Below are 22,303 nucleotides of genomic sequence, written 5' to 3' on the forward strand. Positions count from 1 at the left end.
AAACCGGATGTTTCGGCAATCAACCGGACGCCATTTGAAAAACAAAGGAACGATCATGTCCGAAACCCTCCTCGTCACCGGCGCCACCGGCAAGCTCGGCCGTCTCGTGCTTGACGAACTGCTCGCCTCCGGCAAGGTCTCGCCGGCCGACATCATCGCCACCAGCCGCGATACCGAAAAGCTTGCCGACTATGCCGCCAAGGGCGTGCAGACCCGCGCTGCCAATTTCGATGATGCCGCATCGCTCGAAGCTGCGTTTACCGGCGCCGACCGCATCCTGATCATCTCCACCGATGCGCTGGACGAGCCGGGCAAGCGCCTGCGCCAGCATCTCACCGCCGTCGCAGCCGCTCAAAAAGCCGGTGCCAAGCATATCCTCTATACGTCGATGCCGAACCCGGAAACGTCGGTCATCCCCTTCGCGCCGGATCATCTCGGCACGGAAAATGCGATCAAGGCAACCGGCATCGCCTACACCATCCTGCGCAACGGCTGGTACATGGAAAACCTGTTCCTGGCCCTGCCGCATGCGATCGCCGACGGCAAATGGTACAGCGCATCCGGCAAGGGACAGCTTGCCCATATCGCCCGGGCCGATATCGCCAAGGCAACGGCAGCCGCTCTCGCATCCGGCTCGACCGAAAGCGTCACCTACACTTTGACAGGCGATACAAAGCACACGGTGGACGACATTGCCGCCATCGTGTCGACCGTCACCGGCAAGCCGCTTGAGGTCGTTGATGTCACCGACGAACAGCTCGCCGGCGGCCTCAAGGCAGCGGGCCTTCCGGACTTCTTCATCCCCGTGATCGTCTCCTTCGACACCAATACGCGCGAAGGTCACATCGATCTGGTCACCGGCGACGCAACAAAGCTTTCCGGCGCGAAGCTGACGACACTCAAGGATTTTCTCGAAGCCAGCAAATCCGCGTTGCTCGGCTGATGACAGAAAGGGCTCCGTGCGGACGGAGCCCTTTTTTTACAAGCGTGCGATAAGCTCAGATATCCTGACCGCAAGCGCGGCAGAAGCGGCGGACGGTTTCCGCCATGCCATATTCCAGCGCATCCGCCGTCAGCCCATGGCCGATCGAAACCTCGGAAAGGTGAGGAATCCTGGCCGCCAGCGCCGGCAGATTGGCAACCGTCAGGTCGTGACCGGCATTGACCTCAAGCCCGAGCGTCAAGGCGATATCGGCGGTCCGGCCCAGTTCCTCCAGCAGCATTTCGCCGCGCTCGGGATCGTCGTAGCAGCCGCCATAAGGCCCGGTGTAAAGCTCGATCCGGTCGGCGCCGGTTTCCTTGGCGATCGTCAGGGCTTCGGCGTCCGGATCTCCGTCGGCAAACAGCGATACCCGAAACCCATTCTTCTTCAACCGCCCGACGACATTGCCGAGCAGATTGTGGTTCTTGCGGAAGTCCCATCCGTGGTCCGACGTCGCCTGTGCCGGATCGTCGGGAACCAGCGTCACCTGTTCCGGCTGGTGGCGCTCGACAAGTTCGAGGAACTCCTCGTTCGGAAAGCCTTCCATGTTGAATTCGGCCTGCGGATAGAGATCGTCGATCAGGGCGCGGATCGGCGCGAGGTCGGAGAAACGGATATGCCGCTGGTCGGGACGCGGATGCACGGTGAGGCCGCTGGCTCCCGCCTCCAGCGCGATTTGCCCCAGACCGGTCACCGACGGCCAGGGAAGATCGCGCCGGTTTCGCAGCATCGCGATCGCATTCAGGTTCACGGAGAGTTTCGCAGGCATTTCAGCACTTTCAAAAGGATACCGCAGTCGATACGGCGCCCTTTCTAGCTGTTCCTCCGCATCCTCGCAACAAACCGGCCGCAGCGAAAGCGTCCCCGTTACAATAATCCCTCAGTCCGCGTTCACCGGTTTTATTTCAGATAAAACTCAAGTTTAATGAATGCGGCACCTGACAAACAAACAAAAATCCGATTTAATGGAGACTCAAAGTACAAGCCATGCGCTCCCAAACGGTGAGCGGCGGTGCTGGAACCCCACTGAGCGACCCAAGCCGGAATCAATGACCTCTCGTTTTTGCCTCGACATGACCGAATCGACAGTTGCTCCGGATATGGGAGTACCGGAATCGGTGGGTGTTGCGGGGGGAACGTATTGATGGCACAGCCGGAGAGACCAGACGACCAGACGATCCGGCAGTGCCTCGACGGCATCTTGTCGAGCGTTCTCTTCTCACGCTCCGAGCGCCTGCGCGCCTTCCTCAAATACGTCGTCGAAAAAGAGATCGAAGGCACCGGCCACCAGCTGAAGGGCTATACGATCGGCATCGATGTTTTCGATCGGCCGCAGGCGTTCAACGCCGATAGCGACCCTCTGGTGCGCGTGCATGCCGGCAAGCTCCGCAAACTGCTGACTGCCTATTATACCGGCGAAGGCATCTCGGACGAATGGCGCATCGATATTCCGAAGGGCACCTATGTGCCCGAGTACCGCCGCCAGAGCATTTCGCCGTCTGTATTGGCGGAAGCAGACCGCGTACCCGCGCATCCGCGCCGTGCGGGAAACAAGCGCTTCTCCTGGCTCCCCGCACCGCTCTCCTCGCCGCTGGCCGTTCTGTCCGTGCTGCCGCTGCTGATTTTCGTTCCCCTGTCGTCGCCGGCCATGAGCGTCAATATCCCGGCGCAATCCCGCCTGCATGGCGCGGTGCTGGAACGTAAGTTCGCCAACGACCTGCCGAGAGTAACGGTCCGCTCGCAATGGCCGCGCAACGGAAATGCTGCGCGCTTTGCCGATGCGCTTCGCAGCGCCGCCTCGCATTACCGGACGATCGCGGCCGTGCCCGGCACCGTGCTCTGGCAGCAGCCCGCATCGACAACAGCCGATCCGCTGGCTTTCACCATTTCGGTCCTGCAGCAGAAATCGCCGGCAGGTATTCGCATTCTGATCACCAACGATGCATCGTCCGAGACGGTCTACGACGGCTTTCTCGATGGCACGCAGTTGGCCGATGAAGCGGATACCCTTTACGAAAGCCTCGCTCTCGCGGCCAAAATCCTGTCTTCCGACGGCCATATCTACCGCTATGCCAGCGCGGCTGCGATCGACAGCCCGCTGATGAAATGCATGGTGCTGACGGATACCTACCGGCACCTGCAGACCCGGGAAGCCTTCCAGGACGCCAAATCCTGCCAGGAAAAACTGTCGGCCGATCACCGGCGAAAGCTGAAATTCGTCATCAGCGCCGGTGCCCTACCCTTGACGCTCATTCGGTAATGAGCGCCCGGTTATTCTGGTCAACCGAACAAAATCTGCGATAAATCGCCAATAAAAATTGTATTTGACCGCTCGAAACGCGCAAATCCACTCAAAACCCCAGTTTTTATCCCTAATCTTACTAGCTGTTCATCTTCACGCCCCGCGTGTATTCTTGTCGTGCAAGTGGGAGAAAAGCCTGGTCGCTCATCAGGCAAGCACAATGGTCGCGAGTATCCATCCTTTTTGGATGGCGTGCATGACATCGAGGAGCAGCCCAAGGAGACAAGCATCGCATGTTGATGCGTAAGCGGCGGATTGCCGTCTCCAGGATATTTCTCTCGCCGGCTGAGCAGCGGGGGGCTATTTCACAGCATGCCAGAACAGACGAAGACATTGTTTTCAGCGCCGAGGGGCCGAACCGCTTCCGGCTTTCTGCCGCATCTGCCTTTGCCGGGAACCATCCCGGACAACCATGTCGCCATCGCCGACATGGCGGATGCCTTCGGCGTCACCCACCGCACCCTGCATTTCTACGAGGAAAAGGGCCTGCTTTCAGCCGAAAGAATGGGTCCGATGCGGGTCTACGGTCTGGAGGACATCCGGCGAATGACCGTTATCAATGCCTGCCGCGAGATCGACATGCCGATCGCCGCCATTCAGGATCTGATGTCGGCACTCAGCCGCTCGGCCAGCCAGGAAGACGCGGCGCAAATCTTTGAGGATGCGTTGCATGCCCGAAAGCGGGAGCTCGCAGCCCAGCAATCGATCCTGCGCCGCCAAATGCAGCGGATCAGCGAACTGCTGGAATCGGCAGCCGATGGCGACAATCCGCAGCGCATCGCCCTGCCGCCCATTCATCTCTCGCCGATCGAGACTAAATGTCTTGCCTTCATGGCCGAAGGCTATCCGGCAAATCGCATCGCCACGATGATGGACATGGACCTGACGGCGGTGCTGACGCTGGAATCCGATATCATCCGCAAATTCAACGGCAACAACCGGTTCCAGGCAGTCGCCAAGGCCGTGCTGATGGGCTTCGTTTCGGCGGAATAGGCGTTATCTTACGATCGTCAAGGTCTCGGCCGCGCGGGTAATTGCCGTGTAGAGCCAGCGTTCGCGGGTGTCGCGAAAAGCCCAGCTCTCGTCGAACAGCACGACATCATTCCACTGTGAGCCCTGAGCCTTGTGAACAGTCAGCGCGTAACCGTAGTCGAACTCGTCATAGCGCTTGCGCGTCGACCACGGGATTTCTCCCTCGACGTCCTCGAAAGCCGTTTTCAAAAGCTTGATCTTGGCGGCACCCCGGTTCATGTCGTCGTCTTCCGGCCGGATCATCAGGTTAATCCCCGGCTTCACCGTTTCCTTGGACGAGGTCATCACCTGCCAGAGGGAACCGTTAAGCAATCCCTTGGCCGGATCGTTGCGCAGGCAGACGAGCTTGTCGCCCGATTGCGGATATTCGGTCGTGAACCCCTTGAGTTCGCGCAGCCGCATATTATAGCGCCGCCGCGTCTTGTTGGTGCCGACCAGCACCTGATCGGCGTCAAGCACCAGGCTCTGCGTCACCTCGTTCTTGGAGATGACCTTGGCCGTCGTGCCATAGTCGCCGTGCATGATCTCCTTGCCCTCGCGCACCTGCATGGCAAGCTTGATGATCGGGTTGTCGCGCGCCTGACGGTGAATGTCCGTCAAGAGGTAGTCGGGCTCTTCATTGGTGAAATAGCCGCCGCCCGAAACCGGCGGAAGCTGGCCGGGATCGCCGAGCACCAGGATCGGCGTCCCGAAACTCATCAGGTCCCTGCCGAGCGCCTCGTCGACCATCGAGCATTCATCGATGATGATCAGCGCCGCCTTGGCGACAGGCGACTGCCGGTTGATCGAAAACATCGGCGCGATCGAGGTCTTGCCGGTCTCCTCGTCTGACACCTCCTCCTCGCCGCGCGGCCGGTAGATCAGCGAATGGATGGTCCGGGCATTGGTCGCCCCCTTGGAGCGCAGCACTTGCGCTGCCTTGCCGGTAAAGGCGGCAAACAAGACCTCGCCATCGACATTCTCGGCGAAGTGACGGGCAAGCGTCGTCTTTCCGGTCCCGGCATAGCCGAACAGGCGGAACAGCGGCGAGCGCCCTTCCTTGAGCCAGCGCGAAACGGCCTTGAGGGCCTCATCCTGTTGCGGTGCGAATTCCATCTTTGTTCTATTGCCCGATTCGGGCGCTCCTGTCGCGTCTTGCGGCAGGAGCGCCGGCGCGCACAACAACCTCTCCAGCCTACAAATTTTGCTCCGAACACCGGCCAACCGCAAGAAACTGCCACACGCCGCGCGTATCGCTGTAATGGCACGCATGATAGTAATTTCCACATGCCGCCTCCCAAGCGCTGCGCGTTCTGAAATCCGAAAGTTCCGATGTGAAGCCTGACCCTTCCGAAACCCCGTCCGCTCCCATAGCCTCGGGTGTCGGTCGCTGGCATGCAGCGCTGCAATGGGCGTTTCTGCTCGCGATTTCCATTGTGCTCGCCGCCCTTCTCGAATTGACCGGCATTCCGGCAGCCCTCTTGATGGGGCCGATGGTGGCCGGTGCGATCGTCGGCATGAACGGCGGCACCATCCGTCTGCCGCGCCTGCCCTTTCTCTGCGCCCAGGCGCTGATCGGCACGATGATTGCCGAGACCATCAGCCCGGGTATTCTGGTCACCTTCTTCGCAAACTGGCCGCTGTTTCTCGCCATGGTCCTCTCGGTCATCGCCATGAGCACGCTCAGCGGCTACGTCATGAGCCGGCTCAACATCCTGCCGGGCACGACGGCGATCTGGGGCTCCTCGGCGGGAGCGGCCACCTCAATGCTGGTCATGGCCGATGCCTACGGAGCAGACGTCCGTCTGGTCGCCTTCATGCAATATCTGCGCGTCGTCTTCGTCGCCGCCGCAGCATCGCTCGTCGCCCGCTACTGGGCCGGCATCGACGGACCGGGACCGGAAATCGTCTGGTTCGCACCGATCCACCTCATCCCCTTCCTCGAAACGCTCGGTATTGCCATCGCCGGCGGCTGTCTCGGCAAATGGCTGCGTCTGCCCGCCGGCGTGTTTCTCGTGCCGTTTCTGCTCGGGTCGCTGCTCAGCGTCAGCGGCATGCTGGTGATCGAGATCCCCGAATGGCTGCTGGCAATCAGCTACGCCCTGCTCGGCTGGAACATCGGCCTCGGCTTCACCCGGCCGATCCTCGCCCATGCCCGCCGCGCCCTGATCCCGACGGTCGTATCGATCCTGGTGCTGATGAGCTTTTCCGGCCTGCTTGCCTATATTCTCGTCAGGGTGGTCGGCATCGATCCGCTGACGGCCTATCTCGCCACCAGCCCCGGCGGCATGGATTCGATTGCCATCATCGCCGCCTCCAGCAATGTCGACGTACCCTTCGTCATGGCGCTGCAGACGGCGCGGCTTTTGATGGTCATGGCCGTCGGCCCGTCGCTCGCCCGCTTCGTCGCGTCGCGGGCAACGCCTCCCCGATAAGTTTTTCGAAAGACTGGGAATAACAAGCGGCCCTGATGTGTCTTATGGTCGAGCCGGCTGAAAAAGGCGGTTCGTTCGCAACGATATCAGAGAGGACACATCCAATGAGATTTCTGCCGCTCGTGACAGCCTTTTCCATCGCAGCAGCCGCTTCCGCCTTCGCCGCTCCGGCCGTCCAGACCGTCGAGACCGACAAGGGCAAGGTTGTCGCGGCCGAAAACGGCATGACGCTCTACACCTACAAGAAGGATGAAAAGGGCGAATCCTACTGCTATGATAAATGCGCCATCAACTGGCCGCCCTATCTCGGCGATGCATCCGCCAAGGCCGACGGCGATTATACGCTGGTCGAGCGCAAGGATGGCAAGAAACAATGGGCTTTGAAGGGCATGCCGCTCTACTTCTGGGTCAAGGACAAGAAAAAGGGCGACGCCACCGGTGACGGGGTTGGAAAGGTCTGGGATGCCGCACGCCCCTGATCAGGATCAGCGCGCGAAGGGGGTTAGCCCCCCTTCCGCGGATACGTTCGAGAAGCAGATCCTGTCGCTGGTGCCGTCGCTGCGGCGTTATTCCCGCAGTCTTGCCAAATCCGACAGCGACGGCGAAGACCTCTTGCAGGATTGCGTCGAGAAGGTGCTTGTCCGCCGCGACCAGTGGCGCGGCATCAATCTGCGCGCCTGGGCCTTCACGATCATGACCAATCTCTACCGCGACCGGCACCGCCGCTTCAGCCAGCATCCGTCCGTCGAACTGGACGATACGCTCGGCCTGACGGCGGAGGATACGTCCGGCGACCCGTTGGAAAAAACCAGGCTGCAGCAGGCCCTGAATGCGCTGAGCCCCGACCACCGTTCGGTGCTGATGCTCATCGTCATCGAAGGATACGGCTACCAGGATGTCGCCGACATGCTGGCCATTCCAATCGGCACCGTCATGTCCCGCCTGTCCCGCGCGCGCCGGCAGATGGCGGCACAGCTAGCGCAGAACAACATCGTTACGCTCCGGAGACCGAAATGACAGACGATCCCAACACGGTCACCGAAGCCGACCTTCACGCTTTCGTCGATGGCTTTCTCGACGAGGAGCGCAGACGAAAGATCGAGCTCTGGCTGAAAGACCATCCCGAAGAAGCGGCCGAGGTCCGGCAATGGCAGGCGCAGGCAGCGGCGTTGAAGGCCGCGTTCTCGAACTATGCCCAGCCGAACGCAAACGACGGCAGCCTGTTGCGCCCGGCGCATCCAGCCACATCATCCTCGATGCTCTGGCGCAAGACCGCCCTCATCGCCGCCTCGCTGATGCTCTTTCTGTCGGGTGCGGCGGCCGGCATCTACGGCGATCGGCTGCTCAGCCAGTCCGCACCGATCGAAAACACAGCTGCGCTTGAAAGCCTGCCAGATCAATCCAAGACGGCATTCCTCATCTATGCCAGCGAAAAGCGCCATCCGGTCGAGGTCGGCGCCGATCAGGAGGACCATCTGGTCACCTGGCTCGGCAAGCGCCTCGACTACAAGCTCGTTGCGCCGGATCTCAAAGCCCTGGGATTCTCCCTCGTCGGCGGCAGGCTCCTGCCCGTCAACGGCAAGGCCGGCGCGATGCTGATGTATCAGGACGCAGCCGGACAGAGGCTCACGGTCCTTCTCGGGAAAAACCCTGAAAACGGCGAAACCAGCTTCCGCTTCGAATCCGCGGGCGCTCTGGAAACCTTCTACTGGATCGATGGCACGATCGGATACGCGGTCACCGGCGAAGTCAGCCGCGCAAAACTGCAGGAGATCGCCGAGGAATGTTACCGCCAGTTCGAGAGCTGATTTTCAGGCAGAAAGCTTCCGTAACGATAGGCGGGATGCGAGACCATCCCGCCCCCTTCTCAGGCTGCCCCGCTCAATTCGATCGGAAACGCGACATCAGCGTTCCGGATCGTTTTCCAGCAGGATAGGCTTGCCATGCGGTGTCGCCTCCGCCGCTCTCTGCCAGCTTTGTGTCAACCGGTCGAGGTTGTCCTGCGAGGTGATCGACAATTCGGTGACGAGGCGCGACAGCGCTGCGACCCAGCAATCGAAATAGTCGCTGGCATCAGCCCGCCGGCCAGGCTTGTACAGTTCATGCGACAGGGCCTCGGCCCATTCGCTCCAGGAAAACACGCCCTTTTCATGCAGACGCACTGTCATGGCAAAGGCTTCCGCCTGCCAGGGTTCGTCAAAAACCGGATCGCCCTCGTTCGATTTCGGCAGCCCCGGAGATCCGTTGAGCGAAGGTTCATGCGCGTTCAAGATAGCTCTCCCAGGCATCGATCGAAACGGTGAGCGTGGGATCGGCACCCTCGCCCCAGATTTCGCCCGCGTCGAAAACAACCGTATAGACCCATTGCGGATTCTCGCCCTTGCCATGCGCGTTGTCGTCGGGAAAGACGAACGCGCCCTGCACCGCCTCGACGATCCCCGTCCTGGCGCGGGCATAACGCGGCAGCCGCGTATGGGTCTCGGGATTGAAGTTTTTCGTGCGCACCCGCTCGCCGGCGGCAAAGACCGGTCCAGCGGACACCGGGCGATTACAAGGTGCGCCCTTGGCCAGCACGGCCGGCACCATGTCCGCCGTCAGGATGCGTTTCGGCTCGCTGCCCTTTTCCAGCATCTGACCGGCGGCCAGTTCGGCGGCGGAAACGAAACCATGCCGCTTCAGCAGGGTCTCCAACGCGCGGGTCCAGATTTCGTAGTAACTGGCCGAAAGATAGGTCGCCGGGGGTAAGCTCTCGCGCGCATGCCGGCTTTCGTCGATCGTCCAGGCGGCAAAGGCACCGCAGGAGAGCGTCAGCCCGAGCGCCCGCTTTTCCCACTCGGCATGAAAATACGGCTCGTCCATCTCCGGCGCCACCGGCCCCATGCCATGCTGGCCGCCAAGGTCCTGCGCGCCGTTCATCGGGCATCTCCAGCCGGGTTCGCCAGCCCCGTGCCGATCATCGAATCGCGCGTTACCAGATCGGCAAGCGCCTCATGATCAAGGTCTTCGGTTCCGGCTGGACGCTCGGGAATGACGATGTAGCGCAACTCCGCCGTCGAATCCCAGACGCGGATTTTCTTGGTCTCAGGCAATGTTACGCCGAATTCCTCCAGCACGCCGCGCGGATCGATCACGGCGCGCGAGCGATACGGCGGCGCCTTGTACCAGACCGGCGGGAGGCCAAGCACGGCCCAGGGGTAGCAGGAGCACAGCGTGCAGACGACGAGATTGTGGGTTTCCGGCGTGTTGAACACGGCCCGCATATGTTCGCCCTGCCGCCCCGTATACCCAAGGCTGGCAATCGCCGCCGTCGCGTCGCTGCGCAGCCATTCGGCGAAATCCGGTTCGCTCCAGGCCTTGGCGACCACCCGGGCGCCGTTGCGCGGGCCGACCTTCGTTTCGTAAGTCTCGACGATCGCGTCGATCGCCGCCGGGTCGATCAGCCCCTTCTGCGTCAGGATCGTTTCCAGCGCTTTGACGCGCGCCTGCATGTCGGAAAAATGGTTGTCGTGATCATGCTCGTCGTCGTGGTCATCGTGATTGTGCATGGCGTCCTCGGATGTCATTGGCTGAGCTCTCCGCTCGATGCGGCGGATGGCAAACTCTTGCCGATGTCGCCGCGTAACAGATTTTCGAAAGCCACCGGTTCCAGCCTGCCCGGCTGCTCGAACGGGTTCGAAAAGGCAAAAATAAAGAAGAGAACGACGCCCGAATAGGCCCCGAAAATCGACAGAAGAAACATATGCGTTCGGGTCGGGCGATAAACGTAGAACGGGATCGAAAGCAGGCAAAGCCCGATCAGCGCCGGCGCCCAGAACATCCCGCCGAACCCTCCGGCTGCGGTTTCCTCGCGGATTTGCCGGTAACGCGCAATCGCCGTCGCCCGGTCTCGCATCCTGTTGCTCAGGTAGCGCTGGCGATCCGTTTCGGGCGTCAGATCGAGCAGCCGATCATAGACGTCGTTCCACTGTATCCATGCCTTGGGCGACAAACCCAGATGGTCGCCGAGCATCTCCCACTCCTCGCCGACGACGGTGGCGACATAATTGGCCAAACCATGCTGGACCGGCACCACCACCGCCCCGCCATATCGCCCGGCATCGTTGTAGACATCGGCTATGGCAACGGCCTCCTCCATCAGATTGTTGCGGATCCCCTTGTAGTCGTCGAGTTCCTGGGCATAGACCAGAGCAAGAATAAGGCCATGCAAGGCGGCGATACGCACGGCAACGGTCGCCGCTGCGTCGTGGGTCCGATCGCCTTCCAGCCCGGGATTGAGCATCTTGCGCGCCAGAAAATAACTGCCGAAGACGATCGCAAGCGCTCCGGAGATGAAAGCAAGGCCGGTAAGGATGGAGGGAACCAGGCCAGACATGCTCATATCCTCGTTTTGCCGCGAAGCCGTCCGCGATTCACGGTTAGCGCAGCATCGGCCAAAGGCTGAGCACGAGCAAGACCGCCATGGTGATGTTGAACCATTTCAGCCGCACGGGAACAGACAGCCATTGCCTGAGCGCCGAACCGAAACCGGCCCAGGTCGAGACGCTGGGAACGTTGACGATCGCAAAGATGGCACCGACGATGAGGACACTCGTCAGATAGCTTTGCTCGCTCGTATAGGTGGCCATCGCCGTCACTGCCATGACCCAGGCCTTCGGGTTGATCCACTGGAACGCGGCCGCCTGCAGGAAGGTCATCGGCACGGCACCGGCCTTGCCTTCCGACAGCGTCCGCGACGAGCCGATCTTCCAGGCGATCCAGACCAGATAGGCGCCGCCCGCGAATTTCAGCGCGGTATAGAGCATCGGCACCGAATGGAGCAGCGCCCCGAGCCCGAGGCCGACGGCGATCAGCAGCGTCAGGAAGCCGGCGCCGATGCCGAACATATGCGGAATGGTGCGGGCAAAGCCGAAATTCACCCCCGATGCGAACAGCATCATGTTGTTCGGCCCCGGCGTGATCGACGTCGTGAACGCAAAGAGAAACAACGCCAGAAGCGTGTCGGCCTGCATGGAATCCTCCCGATATTTTAGGTCAATCTAGCTGACCTATCGGTGAGAGCCACCCGAAACTTGTCAGGGTGACAAGAAGGCTGAAGAGCCGCTTTGATCTTTTTGCGTGCCGGCCCCTTTGTCGCGACCGCATACGCCTTAAATGAGACATTGAGCGTTCCTACGACTAGACGGCTGCTGCGGCCACGAGAGGATTTCAATGCAAGACCCGATTCCCACAACGGCCCTCCCGTCGGGTCAGACTATCCCGGTGCTCGGTCAGGGCACCTGGCATATGGGGGAGAAAAAGACGAGCGCCGCCGAGGAGGCCAAATGCCTGCGCCATGGCCTCGATCTCGGCATGACGCTGATCGACACCGCCGAAATGTATGCCGACGGCGGTGCCGAGCGGATTGTCGCGGAAGCGATCAGGGGCCGCCGGAACGACGCATTCCTGGTGAGCAAGGTATTGCCGTCCAACGCCAGCCGCGACGGCACGATCAGGGCCTGCGAATCAAGCCTCAAGCGTCTCGGCACCGATCATATCGACCTCTACCTGCTCCATTGGCGCGGCCGCTATCCGCTCCGTGAAACCGTCGAGGCATTCGAGAGCTTGAAGCAGGCGGGCAAGATCGGAGCCTGGGGCGTCTCCAATTTCGATCCGGACGATATGGAAGAACTTCTGGGCGTGCCGGATGGCGGCCATGTCGCAGCCAATCAGGTACTCTACAATCTTGCCCGCCGCGGCATTGAATACGACCTGTTGAAGGACAGCCAGTCCCGCGGCATTCCGATCATGGCCTATTCGCCGCTCGACGAAGGCCGACTGATGCGCCACCCCGATCTCATCCACATCGCCAAGGCCCATCAGGCGACGGTCGCACAGGTCGCCCTTGCGTTCCTGATCCGCAATCCCGGCGTCATCGTCATTCCGAAAACCGGCACCCAGGAACGCGTTCGCGAAAACCGGGCGACGGTCGAAGTGCATCTGACGGATGACGATCTGGCCATCCTCGACAGGGCTTTCCCACCGCCGGGAAGGAAGATGCCGCTGGAGATGATTTAGACGATCTACTCGAGCTCTTTCAACCGGTTCCGTGCGAAATCGCAGGCTGGAAAATCGTCGCTAATGGCACAGGATTTTTCGTAGAAGCGTTTTGCCGCGCCCCTATCCGCTGGTGCGCCCTCTCCATACTGATAGGACTGGCCGAGCATCGTGCAGCCCCAAGGATCGTCCTCATTACACGTCAGGGTGAACGTGCGCAGAAAGCAACCTCTCAGGTGGTCGCGCTCGGCGTTCAGCATCGGATCGCCACTAAACTGCCCGTTACGAATGCCGGCGGCGCGGTTGGTGCAGCCACCGCTGCTGCCCGCGGCGCAGGCCTGCGCGAACAGCATCTGGCTCCAGAGCGGTGATACGACAGGACTGGCCGCCTGCAACGTGTAGCCAAGCGCCAGACATGCAGCCGCGCTGCCTTCCTCCATGCAGGTGCGGTAGCAAGCTTTGATATCCTCGCCGCAGCTTTCCCGACTGATGTCTTCGCCTGGAAACAGCTCGCGCCAGAATGGGCGCGCCGCGTTGGCGATCTCTGCCGGGCAGACCTTGTAGTGCGACTGGATCTCGTCGTTTGCTTCGACTTGCGCGGCAACGATATCAAGAACACCCTGGCGGTCGTTTTCGGTGACCTTGCCGGGACGACCGGCTGCCACAGCAACGGTCACGCCGAAAAGGAGTGCGGCCGACGCCGCCAGAATGCGGATCATCGGCCACCTGTTCATTCACATCCCCTGCGGGCCGCGGTTCATCGCCGCAATGCCGGTGCGGCAGACTTCGAGGACGCCGAGCGGCTTCATGATCGCAACGAACTGGTCGATCTTTGAAGACTTGCCGGTGATTTCGAGGATGAAATGTTCCAGCGTCGCGTCGATCACCTTGGCGTGGAAGGCATCGGCCAGACGCAGCGTTTCCGCCCTGCTCTCGCCCTGCCCGCTGACCTTGACCAAAGCCACTTCCCGCTCGATCGGCCGGTCGTGGCCGAGCTCGGCGGCGCGCACCGTCAGGTCGACCACGCGATGTACCGGAACGATACGCTCCAGCTGCGCCTTGATCTGCTCCAGCACATGCGGCGTGCCGCGCGTGACAATGGTGATGCGCGACAGGTGAGACTGGTGCTCGGTCTCTGACACCGTCAGGCTTTCGATGTTGTATCCGCGGCCGGAAAACAGGCCGATGACGCGGGCAAGAACCCCCGGCTCGTTGTCGACGAGAACCGAAAGCGTATGGTTTTCCGCCTTCTCGGTTTCCTTGGCGATGAAATAGGCGGAGCCGGTCGGCTGAAGATGTGCGTTCATGATCTTATCCTTTTCCTATTCCATCAAACCAGTGCGCGGCCCTTGGCGTCGATCGCGTTGGCAACCGCTTCGTCCGTGGCTTCGTCCGGCAGCAGCATCTCGTTATGCGCCTTGCCCGACGGGATCATCGGGAAGCAGTTGGCGAGATTGGCGACGCGGCAATCGAAGATCACCGGAGCCGGGCTGTCGATCATCCGTTGAATGGCCGCGTCGAGATCGGCCGGCTTGTCGCAGCGGATGCCGACGCCGCCATAGGCTTCTGCCAGCTTGACGAAATCGGGCATGGCTTCTGTGTAGGAATTGGACAGGCGGTTGCCGTGCAGCAGCTGCTGCCACTGGCGGACCATGCCCATGTACTGGTTGTTGAGAATGAAGATCTTGACCGGCAGGTTATGCTGCACGGCGCAGGACATTTCCTGGATGCACATCTGGATCGACGCATCGCCGGCAATGTCGATGACGAGGCTGTCGGGATGGGCGACCTGGACGCCGATCGCCGCCGGAAAGCCGTAGCCCATGGTGCCGAGGCCGCCCGAGGTCATCCAGCGGTTCGGATGCTCGAAGCCGTAGAACTGCGCCGCCCACATCTGGTGCTGGCCGACTTCCGTGGTGATGTAGGTGTCGCGATGCTTGGTCAGCTCGTAGAGCCGCTGGATGGCATATTGCGGCATGATGACGTCGTCGCTCATCTTGTAGGCGAGCGAGTTGCGGCCGCGCCAGCGGGCGATGCCTTCCCACCAGTCGGCAAACCGCGCCTTGTCGACATCCTTGCCCGAGGCACGCCAGACGCGAACCATGTCTTCCAGAACATTGCCGATATCGCCAATGATCGGAACATCGACGCGAACGGTCTTGTTGATCGACGACGGATCGATGTCGATATGGATTTTCTTCGAGTTCGGCGAGAAGGCATTGAGGCGGCCGGTGATCCGGTCGTCGAAGCGCGCACCGATGCAGACCATGACGTCGCAGTCGTGCATCGCCATGTTGGCCTCGTATGTCCCGTGCATGCCGAGCATGCCGAGCCAGTTCTTGCCCGATGCCGGATAGGCGCCCAGTCCCATGAGCGTCGAGGTGACGGGAAAATTGGTCAGCTCGACCAGTTCGCGCAGCAATTGGGATGCTTCCGGGCCGGAATTGATGACGCCGCCGCCGGAATAGATCACCGGACGGCGAGCGCCCTTCATCAGCTCGACGGCCTGTTCGATCCGGTGCATATCGCCCTGCAGCTTCGGCTGGTAGCTCTTCTGGACCCGGGCGGCCGATGGCGGCGTATAGGTGCCGGTGGCGAACTGGACATCCTTCGGAATATCGACGACGACCGGTCCCGGACGGCCGGACTGGGCAATGCGAAAGGCTTCATGGATGATGCCGGCCAGTTCGTTGACGTCCTTGACCAGCCAGTTGTGTTTGGTGCACGGCCGCGTGATACCGACGGTATCGCATTCCTGGAAGGCATCCGAGCCGATCAGCGAGGTCGGAACCTGACCGGTCAGGCAGACGAGCGGGATACTGTCCATCAGCGCGTCCTGGAGTGGCGTGACCGCATTGGTCGCGCCCGGACCGGAGGTCACCAGCATGACGCCGACCTTGCCGGTCGAACGCGCATAACCCTCGGCCATATGGCCGGCGCCCTGCTCATGGCGCACGAGGATGTGCTGGATATCCTCCTGCTGGAAGATTTCGTCATAGATCGGCAGGACGGCTCCGCCCGGATAACCGAAAATATGCTCCACACCATTGTCCCTCAGTGCCTGAAGAACAATTTCCGCCCCTGTCATCTGGTTAGCCTGCGTCTGATTGTCTGTGCCGCTCATTGGCCTGTTTCCGTCCATGTTTCTGAGTTTTGGCTGTGAGTATCGTGTTTGAAGGCATAAAAAAAGGCCCCGTGAGGGCCTCGTGTTTTGCGCATGGGTGGCTATCGCCGGATGGTTATACCATCCTGCCCATGCGCCGTCCCACCACAAGAATTGCTGCGATCTTTATCATGGGCGCGATAGATAAACAGAATTGTCAGCCCCGTCAACGTCTTTCCCGAAAACAACCGGAGCGCGTTCAAAATGGCACAAACTCGCGCAAGCCTAAGAAACAACTTATTAAATCCCTTTCGATAATGTGAAACACTCTTGGCCAGAGGTTTCGTATTGCTGAACAATGACCTTCATTCTTCGATCAGTGCCGGAGAGCAGGATAGACGCGATGCCCTTAAACGGGGCAACCGCTTCCTCGGCCGCGTCGTTGCGTGCGGCGGTTCGCGTGCGACCATCGCTGCCATTGCAGAGAACGGCGAGACCTCGCTGACTGAACTCTGGTCCGTCGGCCGGCTGATTTCGATCACCGTCGGCGAGAACCGCGTCGTCGCCCTCGTCTATTCCATGCAGACGGCCACCAACGAATGGGGCGAGGAACTCGACAACACGTTCCGCATCGAAGTGGAACTGATGGGTGAAGTCCATGTCGGGCAGACCGGCAAGGAAGAATTTTCCGCCGGTATCAGCCAGTATCCCTATCTCGGCGCCATCGCCCACCGCATCCGTGCCGCCGACCTTGCCCGCATCTACGACACCGGCAAGAACGATACCTGCATCATCGGCAAGCTGACCCAGGACGAGAGCCTCGACGCCGCCATCCACATCCCCTCGATGCTCTCCAAGCATTTCGCCATCGTCGGCACTACCGGCGTCGGAAAGTCGACAGCCGTCAGCCTGCTGTTGCGCAAGGCAATCGCCTCCGATCCGAAGCTGCGCGTGCTGATCCTTGATCCGCATAACGAATTCGCCGCAGCCTTTCCAGACATCGCCGTGGTCATCGATACCGACAATCTCGACCTGCCCTTCTGGCTGATGAAACTCGAGGAGTTCGCCGAGGTTATTTTCCGCGGCCGTGCCCCCATACCGGAGGAGCTCGATATCCTTCGCGATGTCATTCCGGAAGCGAAGAGGGCGTTCAAGGGCTCGGCGGAATCCGGTCTTGCACGCCGCACCAGCGAAAAAAGCTCGATCACCGCCGATACGCCGGTCCCCTATCGCATGGCCGATCTGTTGGCGATGATCGATGAGCGCATCGGCCGGCTGGAAGGACGAAGCGACAAGCCGCATCTTCGTTCGCTCAAGGTCAAGGTGATCGGCGCGATCAATGATCCGCGCTACAATTTCATGTTCTCGTCGAACACCATCACGGATACGATATTGGAGACGATCGCCAAGATCTTCCGCATTCCGGGCGATGGCAGACCGATCACGACGTTCCAGCTCGCAGGGATCCCATCCGAAGTCGTCAATTCGGTCGCCTCGGTACTCTGCCGCATGGCATTCGAAATCGGCCTGTGGAGCAACGGCGGCGTTCACATGCTGGTCGTCTGCGAGGAGGCGCACCGCTATGTCCCGGCCGATGCCAGCCTTGGCTTCATGCCGACACGACAGGCCATTGCCCGTATTGCCAAGGAAGGCCGCAAATACGGCGTCTCGCTGGGCATCATCACGCAGCGTCCCGGAGAACTCGATCCGACCATCCTGTCGCAGTGCTCGACTGTCTTTGCCATGCGCCTGTCCAACGATCGCGACCAGGATATCATCCGCTCGGCGATCCCGAATTCGTCGATATCGACGACCAGCTTCATTTCCTCGATCGGCAATGGCGAGGCGATTGCCTTCGGTGAAGCCGTGGCCGTGCCGATGCGGATGCGGTTTACCCGCGTCGAGGAGCAAAACCTGCCGAAAGCCAATGGCGTTACCGCCAAGGTGACAGACGAAACCCCCGACACCGTCGATCTGCGCACAGTCGTGGCGCGCATGCGGGCGATGAACGGACCGGATATTTCCGGTTTCCAGCAGGCCTATTCGGCCAGCCTCGGCGGGCTCGATCAGGATATCGCTTCGATGAATGACGGCTTCGTCGACCACGGTGCGTTTGGCAGGACGACAGCGGCGCCGCAGCGCGAGATGGATACGCCGGCCGTCGAGCCCTACAATCCGGCCATGCTGCCGCGGGCCGAGCCTGCCAATCCGCAGCTTGAGCGTTTCAACCAGATCCGTAACCAGCTGCTTTCGGACGAGCCGCCGGAACAACCGCGGCCCGATCCCTACCGGGCACCGCACCGCAGCATGCCAGGCTTCGCGCACCCTGCCTCGGACCAGCCCCGGCCATCCCTGCGCGAGAGCCTGTTGAAAAAGCCGCTGAGCAGCATTATCCGCAAGTAGCCATAGGGAATTGGTGCAAGATCGGCTCGGCGGCTCTTGCCGGGCAGGTCACAGGTTCAGGTGCTATCGTCCTTTTCCGGGTCCCATCGCAACCAGCTGTCGTCCAGTTGATTGCGGAACCAGGTCATCTGCCGCTTGGCATATTGCCGCGTGGCGGCAGAGGCCGTTTCGACGACCTCTGCCTTGCTCATCGTGCCTGCAAGCATGGCTACGATCTGCGGCACGCCGATCGCCTTCATCGCCGGCATCGCCGGTTTGAGATCGAGCGACAGAAGTGCCCTCACCTCCTCGACGGCACCACTGTCCAACATTCCGGCAAAACGCCGGTCGATCCGCCGACGCAGCAAGGCCCGGTCCGGCAGCACGACGATCTTCAAGGCTTGGCCCGGATCGATCGCAACCGGCCCTTGGCGCGCCTGGAAAACGCGGATCGACTGACCGGTCGCCTCGACTATTTCCAGCGCCCGCGCGATCCGCTGGCCGTCGCCCGGCCGCAGGGTCTCCGCAGTTTCCGGGTCCTTCTGCGCCAGCACGGCATGCAAGGCCTCGGCCCCCTCGTCCTGCAACCGGCGCCGCACGTCGTCCCGTATGTCAGACGGAACCGCGGGCATATCCGACAGGCCGCCGGTCAGCGCCTTGAAGTAGAGCCCTGTCCCGCCAACGAAGACCGGTATCCGCCCCTCGCTGCGGATCGCCGCCAGAACCGCGATGGCATCGCGAAACCATTCGCCGGTGGAATAGTGTTGCGACGCCGGAACATGGCCGTAGAGATGATGCGCCACGCCCTGCATGTCCGTCTCGAACGGACGCGCCGTCAACACGTGCAGCGTATCGTAGACCTGCATGCTATCAGCATTGATGACGACGCCATTGTGCCGTTTCGCCATCTCGATGGCGAGAGCGGACTTGCCGCTGGCGGTCGGCCCGGTTATCAGGATTGCGTCCTGTCCAATCTCAAGGTTTTTCATCATGGCCTTCGTTGCCACGCTTGTTGCCAATCCGTCAAATCCCGTTCTGACCGCGGCGCTCGCCGAAGAGGCGGCCGCCACGGTCGATGCGTCCGGACTCTACTGGCTGGCCGACGGCATCGCCTGCGATATCGCGCTGAAGGACGGCGGCAATCTCGACTGGCTGGAAGCGCTGCTGCGCGGCGTGGTCGGCGACGCACCCATCGACGTCGTGGTCCAGAACGCCGAGACCCGCCGCAAGAAACTTCTGATCGCCGACATGGATTCCACCATGATCGGCCAGGAATGCATCGACGAACTGGCTGCCGAAGTCGGACTGAAGGACAAGGTCGCAGCAATCACCGCCCGGGCGATGAACGGCGAGATCGCTTTCGAACCGGCCCTGATCGAGCGCGTGGCCCTGCTCAAGGGCCTGCCGCTCAGCGTGGTCGGCGAGGTCATCGCAAAACGCATCACCCTGACGCCGGGCGGCCGCGAACTGGTCGCGACGATGAAAGCCAAGGGCTATTACACCGCATTGGTCTCCGGCGGCTTTACCGTCTTTACCGGCCCGATCGCCGCCATGCTCGGCTTCAACGAAAACCGCGCCAATCTTCTGCTTGAGAAGGACGGCCTTCTCACCGGTGCCGTCGCCGAGCCGATCCTCGGCAAGCAGGCCAAGGTCGATGCGCTGGTGGACATCACCACGAAACTTGGCATTTCGACCGCCGATGCCCTTGCCGTCGGCGACGGCGCCAACGATCTCGGCATGCTGCATCTGGCCGGTGCCGGTGTTGCCCTGCATGCCAAGCCTGTCGTCTCCTCCCAGGTGAAAATCCGCATCGACCATGCCGATCTCACCGCGCTGCTCTACATCCAGGGCTACAGAAAAACGGACTTCGTCCTGTGATCGTTCTGGAAACGCAGCGGCTGCGCGTCCGCAACTGGCTGGAGACCGACCGGCCGCTCTTTGCCGAAATCAACGCCGACCCGAAAGTCATGGAATTTTTTCCGCGCAGGCGCTCGCGGCAGGAATCCGATGCCCTGATGGACGAAGTCCGGCGCCGGATCGGCGAAACCGGGCTTGGCTTCTTCGCCCTGGCGCTGAAGGACACGGACGAGCCGATCGGCTTTCTCGGGTTGGCGCGCACCGACCTGGAACCGTGCCTGCCGGACGGGACGGTCGAAATCGGCTGGCGGCTGGCTGTTCGGTTCTGGCGGCACGGCTATGTCACGGAAGCGTCGGAAGCGATGCTGCGCCATGGCTTTGAAACGCACGGGCTTGCCGAAATCGTCTCCTTCGCGGTGGAAAACAACACACGCTCCACCGCCGTCATGCAACGCCTCGGTTTGCGCCATGACCCGGCGCGTGACTTTGTGCATCCACGCGTGCCCGACACAGCGCCGCATCTCAGGCGGCATGTGCTCTATGCAATCAGTCGGGATGAATGGCTGAAGCGGCAAAGGCGAGCCTGACGGCCCGCCTCGTTCGACTGCACGACGGTCCCGGCAGGGCCGCCTACTCGATCCGCACCGTCACGAACCGCAGTTCGCCGGTCTTGTTGGCAATCATCAGCAGCGCATTGCGCCGGCCGTCGGCCTTCAGTTCCTCGACCCGAGCCGACACGTCTTCCGGCGTCTTCATCGCTTCCTGGCCGATCTCGACGATGACATCGCCGGATGCGATCCGCCGTTCTGCGGCTGCCGATTGCGGCTGCACGTCGGCGACCACGACCCCCTCGACATCCTCCGAAATTCCATAGGTCTTGCGGCTTTCCGCGTCGAGAACGGCGAGCTTCATGCCAAGCACCACGTCGGATGCCGGCAGATCGGCGGCGGGCGGTTCTGCCTGATCGGTGCCTTCCTCGCTTTCCGGTGTCTTGGCGGCCTCCGCTTCGGCGAGGTTTTCGCCATCTTCCAGACGGCCGAGCGTCACCTTGACGGTCATTTCCTTGCCATCGCGGATGATGACGACATCGACGGCCTTGCCAACCGGGCTTTCAGCCACGACACGCGGCAGGTCACGCATCTCGACGACATCGCGACCGTCGAACTTGATGATCACGTCGCCCGTCTTGATTTCTCCGCCATCGACAGGACCACCCTTGATGATGCCGGCGACGAGGGCACCTTTCGGCGTATCCATTTTCAGGCTCTCGGCAATATCGGCGTTGACGGGCTGGATGCGCACGCCGAGCCAGCCGCGATGGGTCTCGCCGAATTCTCTCAGCTGGGAAATGACGTTGCCGGCAAGCTCCGTCGGAACGGAGAACCCGATGCCGATCGATCCGCCGCTCGGCGAAATGATCGCCGTGTTGATGCCGATGACCTCGCCCTTCATGTTGAACAGCGGGCCGCCGGAGTTGCCCTTGTTGATCGCGGCATCGGTCTGGATGAAATTGTCGTAGGGACCGGCGTTGATGTTGCGGCCGCGGGCCGAAATAATCCCCACCGTCACCGTGCCGCCAAGGCCGAACGGATTGCCGATGGCCATCACCCAGTCACCGATCCGCATCTTGCGGGAATCACCGAGCGGAACGGCCGTCAACGGCTTCTTCGGCTCGACCTTCAGCACGGCAAGGTCGGTCTTCGTGTCCGTGCCGATCAGTTTGGCCTTCAGTTTCGAGCCATTGGCAAAATTGATCTCGATATCGTCGGCGCCCTCGATCACGTGGTTGTTGGTGACGATGATGCCGGACGGATCGATGACGAAGCCGGAGCCGAGCGAGTTGACGGTACGCTGGCGATCGCCGCCCTCACCGCCCTGCCCCTTGAAGAACTCGTCAAAGAAATCCTGGAACGGCGAGCCTTCCGGCACCTGCGGCATCGGCGCCTGATCGTCGTTCTTGACGTTCTGCGAGGTCGATATGTTGACGACGGCGTCGAGAAGTCCGGCCGCGAGATCGGCAACGGAATCCGGGCCCTGCTGCGTCAGCACCGGTGGCTTCGTCTGGGCCTGCGCGACGGACGGCACCGGCACGGAGTTCAACAGCAGCGCGGCACTCGCAGCAAGCGTGACGGACCGGAAGAAGGAAGCGCGGATGGACAAGCCCATGGGGTCCTCTCGATTTGCGATGGCATACCGCC

Annotated in this window: 23 protein-coding genes; 11 read left to right on the top strand and 12 right to left on the bottom strand. The window is 61.5% G+C overall.

Annotation, left to right across the window (positions count from 1 at the left end; all coding sequences use genetic code 11):
- The first annotated feature begins 55 nt into the window (after positions 1 to 55).
- Positions 56 to 943 (top strand): SDR family oxidoreductase, encoded by an 888-nt coding sequence (locus J2Z75_RS04195; protein WP_209848070.1) that lies wholly within the window; start codon positions 56 to 58, stop codon positions 941 to 943.
- A gap of 55 nt (positions 944 to 998) precedes the next feature.
- On the opposite strand, the gene J2Z75_RS04200 is transcribed toward J2Z75_RS04195, so the two are convergent.
- On the bottom strand, positions 999 to 1,751 hold the full coding sequence (locus J2Z75_RS04200) for a pyridoxine 5'-phosphate synthase (RefSeq protein WP_209848073.1): 753 nt from the start codon (positions 1,749 to 1,751) through the stop codon (positions 999 to 1,001).
- Between the two features lie 375 nt (positions 1,752 to 2,126).
- Between J2Z75_RS04200 and J2Z75_RS04205 the strand changes: the two genes are divergently transcribed.
- Positions 2,127 to 3,242 carry a hypothetical protein gene (locus tag J2Z75_RS04205; protein WP_209848074.1) on the top strand — a complete coding sequence of 372 codons (1,116 nt, stop codon included), beginning with the start codon at positions 2,127 to 2,129 and terminating at the stop codon, positions 3,240 to 3,242.
- A gap of 354 nt (positions 3,243 to 3,596) precedes the next feature.
- Entirely contained in the window at positions 3,597 to 4,277 is a 681-nt protein-coding gene (locus tag J2Z75_RS04210; RefSeq protein WP_209848077.1) for a MerR family transcriptional regulator, read from the top strand.
- A 3-nt stretch (positions 4,278 to 4,280) separates the two neighbouring features.
- On the opposite strand, the gene J2Z75_RS04215 is transcribed toward J2Z75_RS04210, so the two are convergent.
- Positions 4,281 to 5,411, bottom strand: coding sequence for an ATP-dependent DNA helicase (locus tag J2Z75_RS04215; protein WP_209848080.1), 1,131 nt, complete (start codon positions 5,409 to 5,411; stop codon positions 4,281 to 4,283).
- Between the two features lie 218 nt (positions 5,412 to 5,629).
- Here J2Z75_RS04215 and J2Z75_RS04220 point away from each other — a divergent pair, with 218 nt between their 5' ends.
- The 4 genes from J2Z75_RS04220 (at position 5,630) to J2Z75_RS04235 (ending at position 8,538) form a co-directional block, all read left to right on the top strand.
- Entirely contained in the window at positions 5,630 to 6,730 is a 1,101-nt protein-coding gene (locus J2Z75_RS04220) for an AbrB family transcriptional regulator (RefSeq protein ID WP_209848083.1), read from the top strand.
- Positions 6,731 to 6,834: 104 nt separating this feature from the next.
- A complete protein-coding gene (locus J2Z75_RS04225) occupies positions 6,835 to 7,209 on the top strand; it encodes a COG4315 family predicted lipoprotein (protein WP_209848086.1) in 375 nt (124 codons plus the stop codon).
- Positions 7,193 to 7,747: an RNA polymerase sigma factor gene (locus J2Z75_RS04230; RefSeq protein WP_209848089.1), complete on the top strand. Its 555-nt coding sequence runs from the start codon at positions 7,193 to 7,195 to the stop codon at positions 7,745 to 7,747. The genes J2Z75_RS04225 and J2Z75_RS04230 overlap by 17 nt, the downstream gene beginning before the upstream one ends.
- The gene (locus J2Z75_RS04235; RefSeq protein ID WP_209848092.1) at positions 7,744 to 8,538 is read left to right on the top strand and encodes an anti-sigma factor family protein; all 795 of its coding nucleotides are present in this window, start codon (positions 7,744 to 7,746) and stop codon (positions 8,536 to 8,538) included. The genes J2Z75_RS04230 and J2Z75_RS04235 overlap by 4 nt, the downstream gene beginning before the upstream one ends.
- Before the next feature lie 96 nt (positions 8,539 to 8,634).
- Here the strand turns inward: J2Z75_RS04235 and J2Z75_RS04240 are convergent, their stop codons facing one another.
- The 5 genes from J2Z75_RS04240 to J2Z75_RS04260 are packed head-to-tail and all read right to left on the bottom strand — an operon-like array spanning position 8,635 to position 11,739.
- Positions 8,635 to 9,018, bottom strand: coding sequence for a nitrile hydratase accessory protein (locus tag J2Z75_RS04240; protein WP_209848095.1), 384 nt, complete (start codon positions 9,016 to 9,018; stop codon positions 8,635 to 8,637).
- Entirely contained in the window at positions 8,987 to 9,646 is a 660-nt protein-coding gene (gene nthB / locus J2Z75_RS04245; RefSeq protein ID WP_209848098.1) for a nitrile hydratase subunit beta, read from the bottom strand. Before nthB ends, J2Z75_RS04240 begins: the two co-directional genes overlap by 32 nt.
- Positions 9,643 to 10,275, bottom strand: coding sequence for a nitrile hydratase subunit alpha (gene nthA / locus J2Z75_RS04250; RefSeq protein WP_209848807.1), 633 nt, complete (start codon positions 10,273 to 10,275; stop codon positions 9,643 to 9,645). Before nthA ends, nthB begins: the two co-directional genes overlap by 4 nt.
- Before the next feature lie 14 nt (positions 10,276 to 10,289).
- Positions 10,290 to 11,102 carry a bestrophin-like domain gene (locus J2Z75_RS04255; RefSeq protein ID WP_209848101.1) on the bottom strand — a complete coding sequence of 271 codons (813 nt, stop codon included), beginning with the start codon at positions 11,100 to 11,102 and terminating at the stop codon, positions 10,290 to 10,292.
- Positions 11,103 to 11,145: 43 nt separating this feature from the next.
- A complete protein-coding gene (locus J2Z75_RS04260) occupies positions 11,146 to 11,739 on the bottom strand; it encodes a LysE family translocator (protein WP_209848103.1) in 594 nt (197 codons plus the stop codon).
- A gap of 199 nt (positions 11,740 to 11,938) precedes the next feature.
- Here J2Z75_RS04260 and J2Z75_RS04265 point away from each other — a divergent pair, with 199 nt between their 5' ends.
- On the top strand, positions 11,939 to 12,784 hold the full coding sequence (locus tag J2Z75_RS04265) for an aldo/keto reductase (protein ID WP_209848106.1): 846 nt from the start codon (positions 11,939 to 11,941) through the stop codon (positions 12,782 to 12,784).
- Between the two features lie 5 nt (positions 12,785 to 12,789).
- Here J2Z75_RS04265 and J2Z75_RS04270 read toward each other — a convergent pair whose 3' ends face one another.
- Genes J2Z75_RS04270 through J2Z75_RS04280 form a run of 3 tightly spaced genes read right to left on the bottom strand, consistent with a single transcriptional unit; the run spans position 12,790 to position 15,887 of the window.
- The gene (locus tag J2Z75_RS04270; protein ID WP_209848109.1) at positions 12,790 to 13,497 is read right to left on the bottom strand and encodes an SEL1-like repeat protein; all 708 of its coding nucleotides are present in this window, start codon (positions 13,495 to 13,497) and stop codon (positions 12,790 to 12,792) included.
- Positions 13,498 to 14,070: an acetolactate synthase small subunit gene (gene ilvN, locus J2Z75_RS04275; RefSeq protein ID WP_060638868.1), complete on the bottom strand. Its 573-nt coding sequence runs from the start codon at positions 14,068 to 14,070 to the stop codon at positions 13,498 to 13,500.
- 23 nt (positions 14,071 to 14,093) lie between these two features.
- A complete protein-coding gene (locus J2Z75_RS04280; protein ID WP_209848113.1) occupies positions 14,094 to 15,887 on the bottom strand; it encodes an acetolactate synthase 3 large subunit in 1,794 nt (597 codons plus the stop codon).
- A gap of 327 nt (positions 15,888 to 16,214) precedes the next feature.
- Between J2Z75_RS04280 and J2Z75_RS04285 the strand changes: the two genes are divergently transcribed.
- Complete coding sequence (locus J2Z75_RS04285; protein ID WP_209848810.1) at positions 16,215 to 18,269, top strand: ATP-binding protein; 2,055 nt, start codon at positions 16,215 to 16,217, stop codon at positions 18,267 to 18,269.
- 56 nt (positions 18,270 to 18,325) lie between these two features.
- Here the strand turns inward: J2Z75_RS04285 and miaA are convergent, their stop codons facing one another.
- Positions 18,326 to 19,240 carry a tRNA (adenosine(37)-N6)-dimethylallyltransferase MiaA gene (gene miaA, locus J2Z75_RS04290; protein WP_209848115.1) on the bottom strand — a complete coding sequence of 305 codons (915 nt, stop codon included), beginning with the start codon at positions 19,238 to 19,240 and terminating at the stop codon, positions 18,326 to 18,328.
- On the opposite strand from miaA, the gene serB reads away from it, so the two are divergent.
- Both serB and J2Z75_RS04300 read left to right on the top strand, forming a co-directional pair.
- On the top strand, positions 19,239 to 20,126 hold the full coding sequence (gene serB / locus J2Z75_RS04295; RefSeq protein WP_209848118.1) for a phosphoserine phosphatase SerB: 888 nt from the start codon (positions 19,239 to 19,241) through the stop codon (positions 20,124 to 20,126). The two genes, miaA and serB, sit on opposite strands and share 2 nt — an antisense overlap.
- Positions 20,123 to 20,692: a GNAT family N-acetyltransferase gene (locus J2Z75_RS04300; RefSeq protein WP_209848121.1), complete on the top strand. Its 570-nt coding sequence runs from the start codon at positions 20,123 to 20,125 to the stop codon at positions 20,690 to 20,692. The genes serB and J2Z75_RS04300 overlap by 4 nt, the downstream gene beginning before the upstream one ends.
- A 43-nt stretch (positions 20,693 to 20,735) precedes the next feature.
- Here J2Z75_RS04300 and J2Z75_RS04305 read toward each other — a convergent pair whose 3' ends face one another.
- Positions 20,736 to 22,271: a DegQ family serine endoprotease gene (locus tag J2Z75_RS04305; RefSeq protein WP_407692732.1), complete on the bottom strand. Its 1,536-nt coding sequence runs from the start codon at positions 22,269 to 22,271 to the stop codon at positions 20,736 to 20,738.
- Positions 22,272 to 22,303: the final 32 nt, after the last annotated feature.

Source organism: Rhizobium herbae (genome assembly GCF_017873135.1).
Classification (GTDB): Bacteria; Pseudomonadota; Alphaproteobacteria; order Rhizobiales; family Rhizobiaceae; genus Pararhizobium; species Pararhizobium herbae.